The organism is Mycobacterium sp. (assembly GCF_035506235.1).
GTDB lineage: Bacteria > Actinomycetota > Actinomycetes > Mycobacteriales > Mycobacteriaceae > Mycobacterium.
This window is the reverse complement of the sequence record NZ_DATJPU010000140.1, coordinates 17,211-33,186: the sequence shown is the minus strand read 5'-3', so window position 1 is coordinate 33,186 and position 15,976 is coordinate 17,211. Positions and strand designations below refer to the sequence as shown.

Below are 15,976 nucleotides of genomic sequence, written 5' to 3'. Positions count from 1 at the left end.
CTCGTTTCGCTTGCGCTCGGCCGCCATACGTGTATACGATTTCGCCTACGTTTCACCGCCGGACAAGGAGACCGACATGGGGCACCCCTGCGCAGCCAACCCGGAACTGTGGTTCGGCTATCCCGACGACGACGGTGGTGACGGCGCCGCGAAGGCGCGCGCCTACGAGCGGTCCGCCACCGAGGCGCGGATCCAGTGCCTGCGCCGCTGCCCGCTGGCACAGCAGCGCCGGTGCGCCCAGCACGCCATCACGCACCGCGAGGAGTACGGCGTCTGGGCCGGCGTCAAGCTGCCCGGCGGCCAGTACCGCAAGCGCGAGCAGCTCGCCCGCGCCCACGACGTCCTGCGCCGGATCGCCGGCGGCGAGATCAACTCACGGCAGCTGCCCGAGAACGCGGCCCTGTTGGAACGTCACGAGCTTGATGCGATTCCCGTCGCCGCAGTGGTGTTGCACCTGCCGACCGCACAACTCGGGCCCCGTTCGGCCGCCTGACCTTCGGTCATCGTCGCGACGGCAGTTTGCTGACCCTGCCGACGGGGTAGACGGGCTTGGCACGAAAGAGTCCGTCGACCCCGAGGCGCTTCCATGACGTTCGACCTGACACCGACGGCAGCACAACACGACCTGGCCCGGCGCACCCACGAATTCGCCGAAGAAGTGATCCGCCCCGTGGCCCTCCACTACGACCAGCGCCAGGAGTTTCCCTGGCCGGTGCTGGAGGAGGCGGCCCGGTGCGGCTTCTACAGCCCGCTGTTCTATCGTGACCTGATCGGTGACCCGACCGGCATTTCGCTACCGATGTTATGGAGGAGCTCTTCTGGGGCTGCGCCGGAATCGGATTGGCGATCGTCATGCCCGCGCTGGCGCTGTCGGCGATCGGTCAGGCCGCGTCGCCGGAGCAAATGCTCGAGTGGGCGCCCGAATGTTTCGGAACCCCAGGCGATGTCAAGCTCGCCGCCCTGGCGATCTCCGAGCCCGAGGGCGGCAGCGACGTTCGGAATCTGCGCACTCGCGCGCGCCGCGACGGTGACGACTGGATCATCGATGGCCACAAGATGTGGATCGGCAACGGCGGCATCGCCAACCTGCATGTGGTGAACGCGGTCGTCGACGAGGAACTCGGACACCGCGGCCAGGCGCTGTTCGTGGTGCCCGGCGGAACACCGGGGCTGAAACTGGTTCGAAAACTCGACAGGCTGGGTTGCCGGGCGTCCCACACCGCCGAGTTGCTGTTCGAAGGGGTGCGCGTTCCGGGAGCCAATTTACTTGGCGGAGAAGAGAAGCTCGAACACAAGCTCGCCAAAGCCCGCGAGGTGTTGGCCGGTGGAAAGCGGTCCGGCTCGGCGACGCTGGGCACCTTCGAGCAGACCCGCCCGATGGTCGCAGCCCAGGCGATCGGGATCGCCCGCGCCGCACTGGAGTACGCGACGTGGTACGCCACGGAGCGAGAGGCCTTCGGCGGCCCGATCATCGACAACCAGGGCATCGCGTTCCCGCTGGCGGAGCTGGCCACTGAGATCGACGCCGCCCGGCTGCTGACCTGGCGCGCCTCCTGGATGGCCGCCAACAACGTCCCCTTCGAGCGCGGCGAGGGCTCGATGTCGAAACTCGCCGCCAGCGAGGTCGCCGTGAAGGCCACCGAACGCGCCATCCAAACGATGGGCGGCTGGGGCTACATCACCGACCACCCGGTGGAGAAGTGGTATCGGGATGCCAAGCTGTACACCATCTTTGAGGGCACCAGCGAGATTCAGCGGATGGTCATCTCCAACGCGCTGGGCGCCACGGTGGGCAGCCCGCCGCTGCATGTGGTCATCGAGCCGATCGGCGGTCCGCTGAATCGGATTTTCGGTCGCGGCACCCCCCTGCGATCCCGCGCCGCCGAGGCTGCGCTGTCGATGCAGGATCGCGTCCCCGGACCGGTCATGCGGCTGGCGATGAAGGTGCTGCGGCCGCCGGGCAGGTGAGGCCCCCGACGAGGCGTAGCGTCGGGCGGGTGAGCAACCTCGAGACCGCGCCGGTCGAAGTCGCTTGCAACACGTCACGGGCCACCGGTATCGAGGTTCTACATCCGCGAGAGGTCCCGCTGGGCGGCCCGAGGGCGATGCGGGTGCAGCGCACCCTTCCGCAACGACAGCTCTCGCTGATCGGCGCCTGGTGCTTCATCGACCACTATGGCCTCCCCGAAGGCCCGGTGCGCGCGCGCATGGACGTCCCGCCTCATCCGCACACCGGACTGCAGACCGTGAGTTGGTTGTTCAGCGGGGGAGTGGAGCACCGCGACAGCGCCGGCGTCCATGCCGTGGTCCGGCCGGGCGAGCTGAATCTGATGACGGCGGGCGCGGGCATCTGTCACTCCGAGGTGTCCATCGAATCGGATGCCGTTTTGCACGGGGTGCAGTTGTGGGTGGCCCTGCCCGATTCCGACCGCGACACCAGCCGCGGTTTCGCTCACTATGCGCCCGCGCCGATTTCGCTGCCGGGGGCGGTGGCACGCGTGTTTCTCGGGGAGCTGGCCGGTAGCCGCTCGCCGGTGCGCACCTTCACCACGCTGCTCGGCGCCCAGCTCGACCTGGAGCCGAACGCCGCGCTGGACATCGCCGTCGATCCGGGATTCGAACACGGCGTGCTCTGCGACGCGGGGCCCGTCGCGCTGGGCGAGGCTACCCTGGCGGTCGCCGACCTCGGCTACCAGGGACCCGGCGATTCGACGCTGCACCTGCGCAACACCGGTGACCGGCCGGCGCGGGTCGTGCTGCTGGGCGGGACACCGTTCGCCGAACAGTTGGTGATGTGGTGGAACTTCGTCGGGCGCAGTCACGACGAGATCGTCGGCTACCGCCGATTGTGGGAGGACGCCGACGACCGCTTCGGTGCCGTCACGGGCTACCGCGGTCCGGTCACGCGACTGCCCGCCCCGCCGCTGCCGACCACCCGGCTGCGGCCTCGACCGATCCCTCAACCAAAGGAGCACCGATGACCGCCGACAAGACCGGCGCCCCCACCACCGTCACCGCGGAGGAGGGTCGTTACACCATCGCCGTCGACGGCAAAACCGTCGGCCTCGCCGACTTCGCCGATCGGGGCGACCAGCGCGTCTTCTACCACACCGAGATCGACCCCGCGTACGGCGGGCGCGGCCTGGCCACCATCCTCGTAAAGGAGGCGCTCGACGCGGCACGCGACGATGGCAAGCGCGTCGTCCCGGTGTGCTCCATGGTGGGCACGGTGCTCAAGAAGCACCCCGAGTTCGATGACATCACCGACCCCGTCACCGCCGACGTGCACCGGTGGCTGCGGTCCTAGCCGGCCCGCTCACTTGCCGGTGCGCTCGCGGTGCTTGCACCCGGGCCAGCAGCAGGGCCGGCGCTTGCCTTCCTCCAATTCCTCCTGGGTCCGGCGAATGCGCCGCTTTCGGGTCGTGTCCTGTTTGGCGTCCTCCACCCAGCAGATGAACTCGTTGCGCGCCAGGGGTGTGATGTCCTGCCAGGCCACCAGCGCCGTGGAGTTGGCGGTCAGCGCCGCACGCAGATCTGCCGGCAGTCGGTGCACCACTCCGCCGGGGACTCGGTTGCTGCTCACCGGGCTAGGGTAAGGCGATCCAGCCAGAGGAGGCAGCATTGAGCGAGCACGAAGTGCGGATGATCGTCTTGTCGACCGACGACCTGGACGAGTCGATCCGCTTCTACAGCGAGACCCTCGGAATGCCGCTGAAGTTCCGCGATGGAGCCCACTTCGCCGCCCTCGACGGCGGGGCGGTGACTCTCGCGCTCGCGACCGCGGTGGACCACCCCATACCCGGGCAGGTCGTCGTCGGTATCAAGACCGCTGACGTCGACGCCGCCGCGAAGGCCGTCGAGGCCACCGGCGGCGGCATCGTGAAGGGCCCGTACGACGACGCACATGAGCGGCGCGCCGTGGTCTACGACAACAAGGGCAACGGCTTGGTCTTCTACAGCCCGCTGGCTCGCTGAACTACGTTCGACCACAAGCCTTTCGAAACCAGTCGGCATCTTGCCGCTGTCCACACCGATAGGCGACATTCAAATCCGGTGGCGCATGCGATACCGCATTCACGGACCGAGTGGTGATGCGCGCGATCCCATCCTGGTCTGCCGTGCCGGGAACCACGGCGACCGAGCGGCCGCCGATTCCCGACTCATCACACCGGCTCATCACCACAGTGGGCGAAGGGGGACTTGAACCCCCACGTCCCGAAGGACACTGGCACCTGAAGCCAGCGCGTCTGCCATTCCGCCACTCGCCCGGAAAAACAACCGATGGACCATACCACTGTAATAGCCGTCCGCCCCAATCGCCGTGGCGGGACGGGACCGCCGGTCACGCCTGCCGCGACCGGGCCGCGGCGGGCTGAGCTGCACGGATGCGATTCTCAGAGTTCCGCGGTGCCGCGGCGTCGCGGTGTCCCGATACCATGCTGGAGTGACCCAACACGTGGGCGGTCCGTTTGCCTCGCGCCCGCGACACACGACGGCAGCTGCGGGCGAGCGCTGACGGATGAGTAGCCAAAGGGGGCTCGTTCAGCGCATCGAGCGCAAGCTCGAGGCGACGGTCGACAACGCGTTCGCCCGGGTGTTCGGCGGATCGATCGTGCCGCAAGAGGTTGAAGCGCTATTGCGCAGGGAAGCCGAGGACGGGGTACGCGCGCTGCAAGGGAATCGTCTTTTGGCCCCCAACGAATACATCATTACCCTCGGTATGCACGACTTTGCGAAGGTGGGAGCCGACACGGATCTCACGTCGAACGCTTTCGCGAGGTACTTGGCCGACTATATCTATGAACAGGGGTGGCAAACGTATGGTGATGTGGTCGTCCGGTTCGAGCAGTCGTCGAGCCTGCATACCGGTCAGTACCGCGCCCGCGGTGCTGTCAATCCCGATGTCGAGCCCCGCCCGATCGCCATCCATCGCCTCCGGCCACAATCAGATCACGCGTTCGGCGCAGAACGAGGAGTAGCAGCAATGACTGACAATTCGAGCTACCACGGGGGTCAGGGGCAGGGCAGGCCCGGCGACGAGTATTACGACGACCGTTACGGGCGCCCGCAAGAAGAACCGCGCGGCCAGGAGCCGCAGGGCGGACCGGAGCCCCGAGGCGGCTACCCGCCCGAGCAAGGCGGCTACCCACCGCCTGGGGGCTATCCGCCACCTCGTCAGCCGGAGCAGGGCGGCTACCCGCCACAGGGCGGCTATCCCGAGCAGGGCGGCTACCAAGAGCAGCAGCGGGGGGGCTACCCGGAACAGGGCGGCTACCAGGGCCAGCGCGGCGGCTACCCCGAGCAGGGCGGCTACGACCAGCGCGGCTACCAAGCCCCGGGCGGCTACCCCGACCAGGGGCAGGGCGGCTACCCACCGTCCTACGAGCAACGTCCCCCGGCGCCCGGCGGCTACGGCGGCCAAGGCTACGACCAGGGCCACCGCCAGGGTGGCGGCTACGGGCCGCCGGGCGGCGGTCAGGCCGGCGGCACCCAGCAGGCCTACGGGTACGGCGACTACGGTCGCGGGCCGGCGCGCCAAGAAGAGAGCGGGTATGCCCCACCGGCCCCGCAGGGCGCGCCCGAGCAACAACGCCCGGCTTACCCGGACCAGGGCGGCGGGTACGACCAGGGCTATCAGCAGAGTGGGGGATACGGCCAGCAGGACTACGGCCCGGGTGACTACACCCAATACGCCGAAAGCGTCCCGGGCGGCGGATATGCCCCGCAAGGCGGGGGGTATGCCGACACGGCCCACCGCGACTACGAGTACGGCCAGCCCGCCGACTACGGTCAGGCGGCTGACTACGGCCAGCAGCCGGGCGGCGGCTACGGGGATTACGGTCAGGGCGGCTACGGCGCCGCCGGAACCACGGTGACCCTGCAGCTCGACGACGGCAGCGGCCGGACCTACCAGCTGCGCGAGGGCGCCAACATCATCGGCCGCGGCCAGGACGCCCAGTTCCGGTTGCCCGACACCGGCGTCTCGCGGCGTCACCTGGAGATCCGCTGGGACGGGCAGGTCGCGCTCCTTTCCGACCTCAACTCCACTAACGGCACCACCGTCAACAACGCACCGGTACAGGAGTGGCAGTTGGCCGACGGCGACGTGATCCGTCTGGGCCACTCGGAGATCATCGTTCGCATCCACTAGACGCAGCCGGCTCAAAGCTGCCGTGCTTCGCCCCGCGTGGACGACCGTCCAAGTATCGTGACGTTGCTGATGTGCTCGATGTCGCGGGCACGAGGGGTGCGGCGCCAGGACGGAAAGGACGCCAGATGCAGGGACTGGTACTGCAGCTGACGCGCGCCGGATTTCTAATGTTGTTGTGGGTATTCATCTGGTCCGTGTTGCGGATCCTGCGGACCGATATCTACGCGCCCACCGGGGCCGTCATGGTGCGTCGCGGCCTGGCGCTGCGCGGCACGCTGCTGCCCTCGCGCCAGCGTCGCCACGCCGCGCGCTATCTCGTGGTGACCGAGGGCGCGCTGACCGGCGCCCGCATCACGCTCAGCGGGCAGCCGGTGTTGATCGGGCGCGCTGACGACTCGACCCTGGTGCTCACCGACGACTACGCCTCGACACGGCACGCCCGGCTGTCTCAGCGCGGCTCGGAATGGTACGTCGAGGATCTAGGATCGACCAACGGCACTTACCTTGACAGGGCGAAGGTGACGACTGCGGTACGGGTTCCCATCGGAACGCCGATTCGAATCGGCAAAACGGCAATCGAGCTGCGTCCGTGACCCGCGCCGGCGACGATGGTGCCGGCGCAGCCGGGATCGTGGGGGCACTCCCCAGCTCCGCGGGGACACCACCCGCTCGCGGGGGAGAGTGGCGCCCGTGACCCTGGTCCTGCGATATGCCGCCCGCAGCGATCGCGGCCTGGTACGCGCCAATAACGAAGACTCGGTTTACGCCGGCGCGCGACTGCTGGCTTTGGCCGACGGCATGGGTGGACACGCCGCCGGCGAGGTGGCCTCCCAGTTGGTGATCGCAGCGCTGGCCCATCTCGACGACGACGAGCCCGGCGGCGACCTGCTTGCCAAGCTCGACTCGGCGGTGCGCGCCGGCAACGCGGCGATCGCCGCACAGGTCGAGATGGAGCCCGACCTCGAGGGAATGGGCACCACACTTACCGCAATCTTGTTCGACGGCAACAGGATTGGGCTGGTTCATATCGGCGACTCGCGTGGCTACCTGTTGCGCGACGGCGAGCTCACCCAGATCACCAAGGACGATACGTTCGTCCAAACCCTGGTGGACGAGGGGCGGATCACTCGGGAAGAGGCGCACAGCCACCCCCAGCGATCGCTGATCATGCGGGCGCTGACGGGCCATGAGGTCGAGCCCACCCTGACCATGCGCGAGGCGCGCGCCGGCGACCGCTACCTGCTCTGCTCCGACGGGTTGTCCGACCCCGTCAGCGACGAAACGATCCTCGAGGCGCTGCAGATCCCCGACGTGGCCGAGAGTGCTTACCGCCTCATCGAATTGGCGCTGCGCGGCGGCGGCCCCGACAACGTGACCGTCGTGGTCGCCGATGTCGTCGACTACGACTACGGCCAGACGCAGCCGATCCTGGCCGGTGCGGTGTCGGGTGAGGACGACCAGCTGACCCTGCCCAACACCTCCGCCGGCCGCGCCTCGGCCATCAGGCCCCGCGACGAAGTCGCCAAACGCGTTCCGGCGCAAGAGGAAACGCCTCGGCGGTCGCGGTGGTCGCGGCGGCGAATGGCGATCGTGGTCACGCTGATCGTGCTGCTGGTGCTCGCCGGTCTGGGCATCGGCCGGGCCATCATCCGCAGCAACTACTACGTCGCCGAATACAACGGCCTGGTGTCGATCCTGCGGGGGATCCAGGGGTCGCTCTTCGGCATGTCGCTGCATGAGCCGTATCTGATCGGTTGCCTCAACGCCCGCAACGAACTGTCCCTGATCAGCACCCGCCAAAGCGGCGGTCATCTCGACTGCCGCCTGATGCAACTGCAGGACCTGCGCCCGCCCGAGCGCGCACAGGTTCAGGCCGGGCTCCCGGCCGGCACCCTTGACGACGCCATCGGGCAGCTGCGCGAACTGGCGGCCGGCTCCCTGCTGCCGCCCTGTCCGCCGCCGCGCGCCACTCCCCCGCAAGCGGGTGGTACCCCCACTCCGCCCGGCACCGCGGAGCCGAATGTCAGTGCGCCGCCTACTTCTTCCAACGCCACCCCATCCACCAGCGCCAGTCCGACCAGCACCCCCGCAAGCACCGCGCCGACAGCGCCCGCGACCACGTCGCCCACCAGCACCCAGACGGTGACTGCGCTCCCGCCACCCCCACCTAAGCCGGGCATCGACTGCCGGGCGGTGGCATGACCACACAAGTCCAGCCGCCGGTCGCAGTTACTCCTCCGCTGCCTACTCGGCGCAACGCCGAACTGCTGTTGTTGTGCTTCGCAGCGCTGATCACCGTCGCCGCATTGCTCATCGTCCAGGCCAACCAGGACCGCGACCTGCGCTGGAACCTGGTCAGCTACGGGCTGGTCTTTCTGTTCATGTTCGGAAGCGCGCACTTGGCGATCAGGCGCTTCGCCCCCTATACCGACCCGCTGTTGCTGCCAATTGTGGCTCTGCTCAACGGGCTTGGTTTGGTGATGATCCACCGCCTCGACCTCGTCAACAACGAGTTGAGCGGCCGTCATCATCCCAGCGCAACCCAGCAGATGCTGTGGACCGTGGTCGGGGTGGCCGCGTTCGCGCTGGTGGTCACCTTCCTCAAAGACCATCGACAACTGGCCCGCTACGGCTACATCTGCGGGGTTGCGGGTCTGGTTTTCCTCGCGATTCCCGCGGTGCTACCCGCATCCATGTCCGAGCAGAACGGCGCGAAGATATGGATTCGCTTCCCGGGCTTCTCAATTCAGCCGGCCGAATTTTCCAAGATTCTGCTGCTGATCTTCTTCGCCGCGGTGCTGATCGCAAAACGCCGGCTGTTCACCAGCGTTGGCAAGCATTTCATGGGGATGACCCTGCCGCGCCCCCGCGATCTCGCGCCGCTGTTGGCGGCGTGGGTGATCTCGGTGGGCGTGATGGTCTTCGAAAAGGACCTTGGCACTTCGCTGTTGCTGTACGCGTCGTTTCTGGTGGTGCTCTACCTCGCCACCCAACGTTTCAGCTGGGTTGTCATCGGCTTGGTGCTGTTCGCCGCGGGAAGCGTTGCGGCATACTTCCTTTTCGACCACGTCCGCGTCCGGGTGCAGATGTGGTGGGACCCGTTCTCCGACCCTGACGGCAGCGGGTATCAGCTCGTACAGTCGATGTTCAGTTTTGCCACCGGCGGCATTTTCGGCACCGGACTAGGCAACGGTCAGCCCGACACCGTGCCGGCGGCGTCGACCGATTTCATCATCGCCGCGTTCGGTGAGGAACTTGGATTGGTGGGATTGGCAGCCATTTTGATGCTGTACACGATCGTCATCGTGCGTGGCCTGCGTACGGCGATCGCGACACGGGAAAGCTTCGGCAAGCTGCTGGCCGCGGGCCTCGCGTCGACGCTGGCCCTTCAGCTGTTCATCGTCGTCGGCGGCGTGACGCGCCTGATCCCGCTGACCGGGCTGACCACACCCTGGATGTCGTACGGTGGGTCGTCGCTGCTCGCCAACTACATCTTGTTGGCGATCCTGGCGCGCATCTCGCACAGCGCCCGGCGCCCGCTGCGCACCCGCGCGCGTAACACGTCGCCGATCGCGGCGGCCAGCACCGAGGTGATCGAGCGGGTATGAACGCCTCTCTCCGCCGGATCTCGGTGACCGTGATGGCGTTGATGGTGCTGCTGCTGCTCAACGCCACCATGACGCAGGTCTTCGCCGCCGACGGCCTGCGCGCCGACCCGCGCAACCAGCGAGTGCTGCTCGACGAGTATTCGCGCCAGCGCGGCCAGATCGTCGCCGGCGGCCAGCTGCTGGCGTACTCCGTGGCCACCGACAGCCGCTTCCGGTTCCTGCGCGTCTACCCCAACCCGGCGGTGTACGCGCCGGTTACCGGCTTCTACTCGCTGCGCTATTCGAGCACGGGCCTGGAACGGGCCGAGGACCCGCTGTTGAACGGGTCCGACGAGCGCCTGTTCGGGCGCCGGTTGGCCGACTTCTTCACCGGTCGCGATCCGCGTGGCGGCAACGTCGACACCACGATCCTCCCGCGGGTCCAGCAGGCCGGGTGGGACGCGATGCAGCAGGGCTGCGGTGGACCGCCGTGCAAGGGCGCCGTCGTCGCGCTGGAGCCGTCCACCGGCAAGATCCTGGCCATGGTGTCGTCGCCGTCCTACGACCCCAATCTGCTGGCGTCGCACGACCCCGAGGTGCAGGCGCAGGCCTGGCAGCGGCTTCGCGACGACCCCGACAACCCGCTGACCAACCGCGCCATCTCCGAGACCTACCCGCCGGGCTCTACGTTCAAGGTGGTCACCACAGCGGCGGCGCTGCAGGCCGGCGCGACCGATACCGAGCAGTTGACCGCGGCGGCCACGATTCCGCTGCCGAACAGCACCGCCACGCTGGAAAACTACGGCGGCGCGCCGTGCGGCAACGAGCCGACGGTGTCCCTCAGCCAGGCGTTCGCCCTGTCCTGTAACACCGCGTTCGTCCAGCTGGGCATCCTCACCGGAGCCGACGCCCTGCGCGGCATGGCGCGTTCGTTCGGGCTGGACAGCACGCCCAGCGTCATTCCGCTGCAGGTCGCCGAATCCACCGTCGGGATCATCCCGGACGCCGCCGCGCTGGGCATGTCGAGCATCGGTCAAAAGGACGTGGCGCTGACGCCGCTGGAGAACGCCGAGATCGCCGCGACCATCGCGAACGGCGGGGTGACGATGCAGCCCTACCTGATCGATAGCCTCAAGGGACCGGACCTTTCCAACATCAGCACCACCGCGCCCTACCAACAGCGCCGCGCGGTGTCGCCGCAGGTCGCCGCTAAGCTAGCAGAGCTGATGGTCGGCGCCGAGAAGGTCGCACAGCAGAAAGGGGCGATTCCCGGCGTGCAGATTGCATCAAAGACGGGTACCGCAGAGCATGGCACCGACCCGCGTAACACTCCGCCGCACGCGTGGTACATCGCGTTCGCGCCCGCGCAGGCGCCGAAGGTTGCCGTGGCGGTGCTGGTGGAGAACGGCGCCGACCGACTGTCCGCGACCGGGGGCGCACTCGCCGCGCCGATCGGACGGGCGGTGATCGAGGCGGCGCTACAGGGAGGACCATGAGCCCGCGAGTTGGTGTGACGCTGTCAGGCAGATACCGCCTGCAGCGCCTGATCGCCACCGGCGGCATGGGCCAGGTGTGGGAGGCCGTGGACAGCCGGCTGGGTCGGCGCGTCGCGGTCAAGGTGCTCAAGCAGGAGTTCTCCCAGGACCCCGAGTTCATCGAGCGGTTCCGCGCCGAGGCGCGGACCACCGCGATGCTCAACCATCCCGGCATCGCACAGGTCCACGACTACGGCGAAAGCCAGCTGGACGGCGAGGGGCGCACCGCCTACCTGGTGATGGAGCTGGTCAACGGCGAACCGCTGAATTCGGTGCTCAAGCGCACCGGGCGGCTGTCGCTGCGGCACGCGCTCGACATGCTCGAGCAGACGGGTCGGGCGCTTCAGGTCGCGCATGCCGCGGGGCTGGTACACCGCGACGTCAAGCCGGGCAACATCCTGATCACCCCGACCGGCCAGGTGAAGATCACCGACTTCGGCATCGCCAAGGCCGTCGACGCCGCGCCGGTGACCCAGACGGGGATGGTCATGGGCACCGCCCAGTACATCGCCCCCGAACAGGCGTTGGGTCACGACGCGACGCCGGCCAGCGACGTCTACTCGCTGGGAGTCGTCGGTTACGAGGTGGTTTCTGGTAAGCGCCCGTTCAGCGGTGACGGCGCCCTGACGGTGGCGATGAAACACATCAAGGAACCGCCGCCGCCGCTGCCCGCCGAGCTGCCCCCCAATGTGCGGGAGCTCATCGAGATCACGCTGGTCAAGAATCCCCAGATGCGCTACCGCAGCGGGGGACCGTTCGCCGACGCCGTCGCCGCGGTGCGCGCCGGCCGCCGCCCCCCGCGGCCGAGCCAGTCACCGCCGCCCGGCCGGGCCTCGCCCGCGGCCATTCCGTCCAGCCCGCACACCAGGGCGGCCGTCACACCCGGCCGCAGCGCCCCGGTCCGCCGGTCCGGGCCGTCCACCGGCCGGTCCCGGCCCCCGGCCCGGCGCACCTTCTCGTCGGGCCAGCGCGCCCTGCTGTGGGCTGCGGGGGTGCTGGGAGCGCTGGCGATCCTCATCGCGGTGATCATCGTCATCAATTCCCGCGCGGATCAGCAGCAGCCACCGACGGTCACCGACACCGGGACCCCACCGGCGACGGCGCCGCCCCCGGCGAGCAAGACGCCCAGCGGAGCGGGACCGCGCCTGCGACTCAATTGGACGGATCGCGGAAACATAGGTAATTCTGGACTCCGGATTAGGCCGGATGACCATGGCTGGGCCACCTCCCCGCCCAGCACATCGCCGGCCCGACATGGAACGCCTTGATGACAACCCCGCAGCACCTGTCCGACCGCTATGAGCTCGGCGAGATCCTCGGTTTCGGGGGCATGTCCGAGGTTCATCTGGCCCGCGATGTCCGTTTGCACCGCGACGTGGCGGTCAAGGTGCTGCGCGCCGATCTGGCCCGCGACCCCAGCTTTTATCTGCGCTTCCGGCGCGAGGCGCAGAACGCCGCCGCCCTGAACCACCCCTCCATCGTCGCGGTGTACGACACCGGCGAGGCGGACACACCCACCGGCCCGCTGCCCTACATCGTGATGGAGTACGTCGACGGCGTCACGCTGCGCGACATCGTGCACACCGAGGGCCCGCTCCCGCCCCGGAGGGCGATCGAGATCATCGCCGACGCCTGCCAGGCGCTGAACTTCAGCCACCAGAACGGCATCATTCACCGCGACGTCAAGCCGGCGAACATCATGATCAGCTCCACCAATGCGGTGAAGGTGATGGACTTCGGCATCGCGCGGGCGATTGCCGACAGCGGCAACAGCGTCACCCAGACCGCGGCCGTGATCGGGACCGCCCAATACCTGTCACCGGAACAGGCGCGCGGTGATTCCGTCGACGCCCGATCCGACGTCTACTCGTTGGGCTGTGTCCTCTACGAAATCCTCACGGGCGAACCGCCGTTCACCGGCGACTCGCCCGTCGCGGTCGCCTACCAGCACGTCCGCGAGGATCCGGTCCCGCCGTCGAAGCGGCACGAGGGCATCTCCGCCGACCTGGATGCGGTCGTTCTCAAGGCGCTGGCCAAGAACCCGGAGAACCGCTACCAGACGGCGGCGGAGATGCGTGCCGACCTGGTGCGCGTACACAACGGGGAAACCCCCGAGGCGCCCAAGGTGCTCACCGACGCCGAGCGCAGCTCGTTCCTGTCGTCCACGGCGGCCGGCCACGGGCCGCGCACCGACCCGCTGCCTCGCCAGGCGCTCGACGACACCGACCGCGATCGCTCCGGCGGTTCCATCGGCCGCTGGGTTGTCGCGGTCGCCGCGCTGGCGGTGCTGACGATCGTGGTCGTCATCGCCTTCAACACGTTCGGCGGCAACACCCGCGACGTTCAGGTGCCCGACATGCGCGGCCAGGTCTCCGCCGACGCCATTGCCGCGCTGCAGAACCGGGGCTTCAAGACGCGGACCCTGCAGAAGCCGGACTCGTCGGTTCCGCCGGACCACGTCATCAGCACCGACCCGGCTGCCAACGCGTCGGTGGGTGCCGGCGACGAGATCACCATCAACGTTTCGACCGGACCGGAGCAACGCGAGGTGCCCGACGTCTCCTCGCTGGGCTACACCGACGCGGTCAGCAAGCTCAAAGCCGCCGGATTCAGCAAGTTCAAGCAGGCGAACTCGCCGTCGAGCCCGGAGATGCTGGGCAAGGTCATCGGGACCAATCCGCCGGCCAACCAGACGTCGGCGATCACGAACGTGATCACCGTCATCGTCGGCTCCGGGCCCGAGACCAAGCAGGTGCCGGACGTCGCGGGCCAGACCGTCGACGTCGCGCAAAAGAACCTGACGGTCTACGGGTTCACCAAGTTCAGCCAGACGCCGGTGGACAGCACCCGGCCGGCCGGTGAGGTGATCGGCACGAATCCGCCCAAGGGCCAGACGGTCCCGGTGGACTCCGTGATCGAGATCCAGGTGTCCAAGGGCAATCAGTTCCTGATGCCCGACCTCACCGGCATGTTCTGGACCGACGCCGAACCGCGGTTGCGGGCGCTGGGCTGGACCGGGGTGCTCGACAAGGGTCCCGACGTGGACGCGGGCGGTTCCCAGTCGCACCGGGTGGTGTATCAGAACCCGCCGGCCGGGGCCGGTTGCAACCGGGACGGGATCATCACGCTGAAGTTCGGCCAGTAGCCGCCGCGTCCTTCGGGAAATACGGGCGGACCGCGGCGCGCACCTCGTTCTCCAGCCGGCGCACCAGCGTGTCGTCTCGTGTCCAGCCGCAACAGGCGAGCCAGTTCGCCAGCATTCGGTGCCCGCCCTCGGTGAGGATCGACTCCGGGTGGAACTGGACGCCGTGAATCGGTAACTCGGTGTGCCGCACCCCCATGATGACACCGCTGCGGGTGCGGGCCGTGACTTCCAGCACCGCCGGCAGCGACTCCGGCAGGATCGTCAGCGAGTGGTACCGGGTCGCCGTGAACGGATCCGGAAGTCCTTGCAGCACACCCACATTCGTGTGAAAGACGCTACTGGTCTTGCCGTGCAGCAACTCCGGCGCGCGGTCCACGGTGGCGCCGAACGCCACGCCGATGGCCTGATGCCCAAGGCACACCCCGAGCAGCGGGGTGCGCTGCTCGGCGCAGGCCCGCACCAGGCCGATCGAGGCACCCGCGCGTTCCGGGGTGCCCGGGCCCGGGCTGAGCAGGACGCCGCCGAACTGCGCGGCGACGGCGTTCTCGTCGGAGAGCCGGGTGTCGTCATTGCGCCAGACGTCGGCCTCGACGCCCAGCTGGCCCAGGTACTGCACCAGGTTGAACACGAAGCTGTCGTAGTTGTCGACGACCAGGATCCGCATCGTGTCAGGGTACCGTCCGGCTCAGTACCCCACCGGGCCCGCCGGCTGCGCGAAGTGCGTGCGGACCGGTTCGGAATGGCCGGCTATCTGCACGTCCGGCTTGACCTCTTCGTGGTAGCCGAGGCCGAAGCGGACCACGTACTGCTTGTAGAGGATGACGAGGGGAGCGGCGGCCAGGGCGGCTTGCATGGCCGCCGCATTGCCGATCGCGGTGATCGTGTAGGGCGGGCTGTAGGTGCGCCCGTTGAGCAACAGCGTGTTGCCGACGCAGCGGGGCACCGAGGTCGCGATGATCCGCTGGTCCTGCATCTGGATCGCCTCCGCGCCGGCGCTCCACAGCGCGTTGAGGACGGCCTGGATGTCCTGCTGGTGGACCACGAGGTCGTCGGGGGACGCGTCGCGGGGGAAGCGGCCGTTGGCGTCGCGCTGCGCGTCCTGCAGGGTCACCGCCAGGCCCGGGCCGTGCACCGGGTCCATGCCCGCCTCGGCCGCCAGCTCCGCGGAGCGGCGCAGCATCGCCGCGAGCGCGACGTCCGAAGACCGGCCGTGCGTCGAATCGAGCTTGTTGGTCAGCTCGTCGCGTTGGGCGCTGAGGCGGGCCACCGACGACTGCGCCTCGCGGACCAGGTCAACCAGGCGCGGCGCATCGCTGCGGCGGATCTCGGTGCCGCCGGACACGCCGTGTGTGGCGGCGAGCAGCAACCCGGCCAGCAGGCACACCAACGGGACGCCGAAGCGCCATGGTGAACGGCGCCTGTCAATCATCGACTCTCCATTTCCTGGTCGCGGGGCCAGGTGAGTTAGTCTCGTAGCCGAGCTATACGTGCAGCTGCCATCGTTATAGTCGCACCCCGTCCCGTTCCACATGTTGTTCAGGTAATGCCGAGGTACTGA

14 protein-coding genes, 1 tRNA gene and 1 pseudogene are annotated in these 15,976 nt (G+C 68.5%); 12 read left to right on the top strand and 4 right to left on the bottom strand.

The window, feature by feature from the left end:
- The first annotated feature begins 76 nt into the window (after window positions 1–76).
- From VMD50_RS12990 to VMD50_RS12975, 4 genes and pseudogenes are all read left to right on the top strand, one after another.
- Window positions 77–493 carry a WhiB family transcriptional regulator gene (locus VMD50_RS12990; protein WP_325428155.1) on the top strand — a complete coding sequence of 139 codons (417 nt, stop codon included), beginning with the start codon at window positions 77–79 and terminating at the stop codon, window positions 491–493.
- 93 nt (window positions 494–586) lie between these two features.
- Window positions 587–1,968: pseudogene (locus VMD50_RS12985) on the top strand (acyl-CoA dehydrogenase family protein).
- Between the two features lie 29 nt (window positions 1,969–1,997).
- Window positions 1,998–2,981 (top strand): pirin family protein, encoded by a 984-nt coding sequence (locus VMD50_RS12980; RefSeq protein ID WP_325428154.1) that lies wholly within the window; start codon window positions 1,998–2,000, stop codon window positions 2,979–2,981.
- The gene (locus VMD50_RS12975; protein WP_325428153.1) at window positions 2,978–3,307 is read left to right on the top strand and encodes a GNAT family N-acetyltransferase; all 330 of its coding nucleotides are present in this window, start codon (window positions 2,978–2,980) and stop codon (window positions 3,305–3,307) included. Before VMD50_RS12980 ends, VMD50_RS12975 begins: the two co-directional genes overlap by 4 nt.
- Window positions 3,308–3,316: 9 nt before the next feature.
- Here the strand turns inward: VMD50_RS12975 and VMD50_RS12970 are convergent, their stop codons facing one another.
- Window positions 3,317–3,583, bottom strand: coding sequence for a YdeI/OmpD-associated family protein (locus VMD50_RS12970; protein WP_325428152.1), 267 nt, complete (start codon window positions 3,581–3,583; stop codon window positions 3,317–3,319).
- Window positions 3,584–3,621: 38 nt separating this feature from the next.
- Between VMD50_RS12970 and VMD50_RS12965 the strand changes: the two genes are divergently transcribed.
- Entirely contained in the window at window positions 3,622–3,975 is a 354-nt protein-coding gene (locus VMD50_RS12965) for a VOC family protein (RefSeq protein ID WP_325428151.1), read from the top strand.
- A 210-nt stretch (window positions 3,976–4,185) separates the two neighbouring features.
- Here the strand turns inward: VMD50_RS12965 and VMD50_RS12960 are convergent.
- Window positions 4,186–4,268, bottom strand: a tRNA-Leu gene (locus VMD50_RS12960).
- 251 nt (window positions 4,269–4,519) lie between these two features.
- Between VMD50_RS12960 and VMD50_RS12955 the strand changes: the two genes are divergently transcribed.
- The 7 genes from VMD50_RS12955 to pknB all read left to right on the top strand — a co-directional run bounded on the left by VMD50_RS12955 (window position 4,520) and on the right by pknB (window position 14,418).
- Window positions 4,520–6,151 (top strand): FhaA domain-containing protein, encoded by a 1,632-nt coding sequence (locus tag VMD50_RS12955; protein ID WP_325428150.1) that lies wholly within the window; start codon window positions 4,520–4,522, stop codon window positions 6,149–6,151.
- Between the two features lie 125 nt (window positions 6,152–6,276).
- A complete protein-coding gene (locus VMD50_RS12950) occupies window positions 6,277–6,744 on the top strand; it encodes an FHA domain-containing protein FhaB/FipA (RefSeq protein ID WP_066917067.1) in 468 nt (155 codons plus the stop codon).
- Window positions 6,745–6,841: 97 nt separating this feature from the next.
- Window positions 6,842–8,353: a PP2C family protein-serine/threonine phosphatase gene (locus tag VMD50_RS12945; RefSeq protein ID WP_325428149.1), complete on the top strand. Its 1,512-nt coding sequence runs from the start codon at window positions 6,842–6,844 to the stop codon at window positions 8,351–8,353.
- Complete coding sequence (locus VMD50_RS12940; RefSeq protein ID WP_325428148.1) at window positions 8,350–9,759, top strand: FtsW/RodA/SpoVE family cell cycle protein; 1,410 nt, start codon at window positions 8,350–8,352, stop codon at window positions 9,757–9,759. The genes VMD50_RS12945 and VMD50_RS12940 overlap by 4 nt, the downstream gene beginning before the upstream one ends.
- Window positions 9,756–11,234, top strand: a complete 1,479-nt coding sequence (gene pbpA / locus VMD50_RS12935) for a D,D-transpeptidase PbpA (RefSeq protein ID WP_325428147.1) — start codon at window positions 9,756–9,758, stop codon at window positions 11,232–11,234. The genes VMD50_RS12940 and pbpA overlap by 4 nt, the downstream gene beginning before the upstream one ends.
- Complete coding sequence (locus tag VMD50_RS12930) at window positions 11,231–12,541, top strand: serine/threonine-protein kinase (protein ID WP_325428146.1); 1,311 nt, start codon at window positions 11,231–11,233, stop codon at window positions 12,539–12,541. The genes pbpA and VMD50_RS12930 overlap by 4 nt, the downstream gene beginning before the upstream one ends.
- Window positions 12,541–14,418 (top strand): Stk1 family PASTA domain-containing Ser/Thr kinase, encoded by a 1,878-nt coding sequence (pknB, locus tag VMD50_RS12925; RefSeq protein WP_325428145.1) that lies wholly within the window; start codon window positions 12,541–12,543, stop codon window positions 14,416–14,418. The genes VMD50_RS12930 and pknB overlap by 1 nt, the downstream gene beginning before the upstream one ends.
- Here pknB and VMD50_RS12920 read toward each other — a convergent pair.
- Window positions 14,396–15,082 carry an aminodeoxychorismate/anthranilate synthase component II gene (locus tag VMD50_RS12920; protein ID WP_325428144.1) on the bottom strand — a complete coding sequence of 229 codons (687 nt, stop codon included), beginning with the start codon at window positions 15,080–15,082 and terminating at the stop codon, window positions 14,396–14,398. The two genes, pknB and VMD50_RS12920, sit on opposite strands and share 23 nt — an antisense overlap.
- A gap of 21 nt (window positions 15,083–15,103) precedes the next feature.
- Window positions 15,104–15,847, bottom strand: coding sequence for a DUF881 domain-containing protein (locus VMD50_RS12915; protein ID WP_325428143.1), 744 nt, complete (start codon window positions 15,845–15,847; stop codon window positions 15,104–15,106).
- Between the last annotated feature and the right edge of the window lie 129 nt (window positions 15,848–15,976).

What these genes read in the sequence shown, in the direction of transcription:
- VMD50_RS12990 (WP_325428155.1), top strand. Translation starts at nt 77, where the DNA reads ATGGGGCACCCCTGCGCAGCCAACCCGGAACTGTGGTTCGGCTATCCC.
- VMD50_RS12975 (WP_325428153.1), top strand. Translation starts at nt 2,978, where the DNA reads ATGACCGCCGACAAGACCGGCGCCCCCACCACCGTCACCGCGGAGGAG.
- VMD50_RS12955 (WP_325428150.1), top strand. Translation starts at nt 4,520, where the DNA reads ATGAGTAGCCAAAGGGGGCTCGTTCAGCGCATCGAGCGCAAGCTCGAG.
- VMD50_RS12950 (WP_066917067.1), top strand. Translation starts at nt 6,277, where the DNA reads ATGCAGGGACTGGTACTGCAGCTGACGCGCGCCGGATTTCTAATGTTG.
- VMD50_RS12940 (WP_325428148.1), top strand. Translation starts at nt 8,350, where the DNA reads ATGACCACACAAGTCCAGCCGCCGGTCGCAGTTACTCCTCCGCTGCCT.
- pbpA (WP_325428147.1), top strand. Translation starts at nt 9,756, where the DNA reads ATGAACGCCTCTCTCCGCCGGATCTCGGTGACCGTGATGGCGTTGATG.
- VMD50_RS12930 (WP_325428146.1), top strand. Translation starts at nt 11,231, where the DNA reads ATGAGCCCGCGAGTTGGTGTGACGCTGTCAGGCAGATACCGCCTGCAG.
- pknB (WP_325428145.1), top strand. Translation starts at nt 12,541, where the DNA reads ATGACAACCCCGCAGCACCTGTCCGACCGCTATGAGCTCGGCGAGATC.
- VMD50_RS12920 (WP_325428144.1), bottom strand. Translation starts at nt 15,082, where the DNA reads ATGCGGATCCTGGTCGTCGACAACTACGACAGCTTCGTGTTCAACCTG.
- VMD50_RS12915 (WP_325428143.1), bottom strand. Translation starts at nt 15,847, where the DNA reads ATGATTGACAGGCGCCGTTCACCATGGCGCTTCGGCGTCCCGTTGGTG.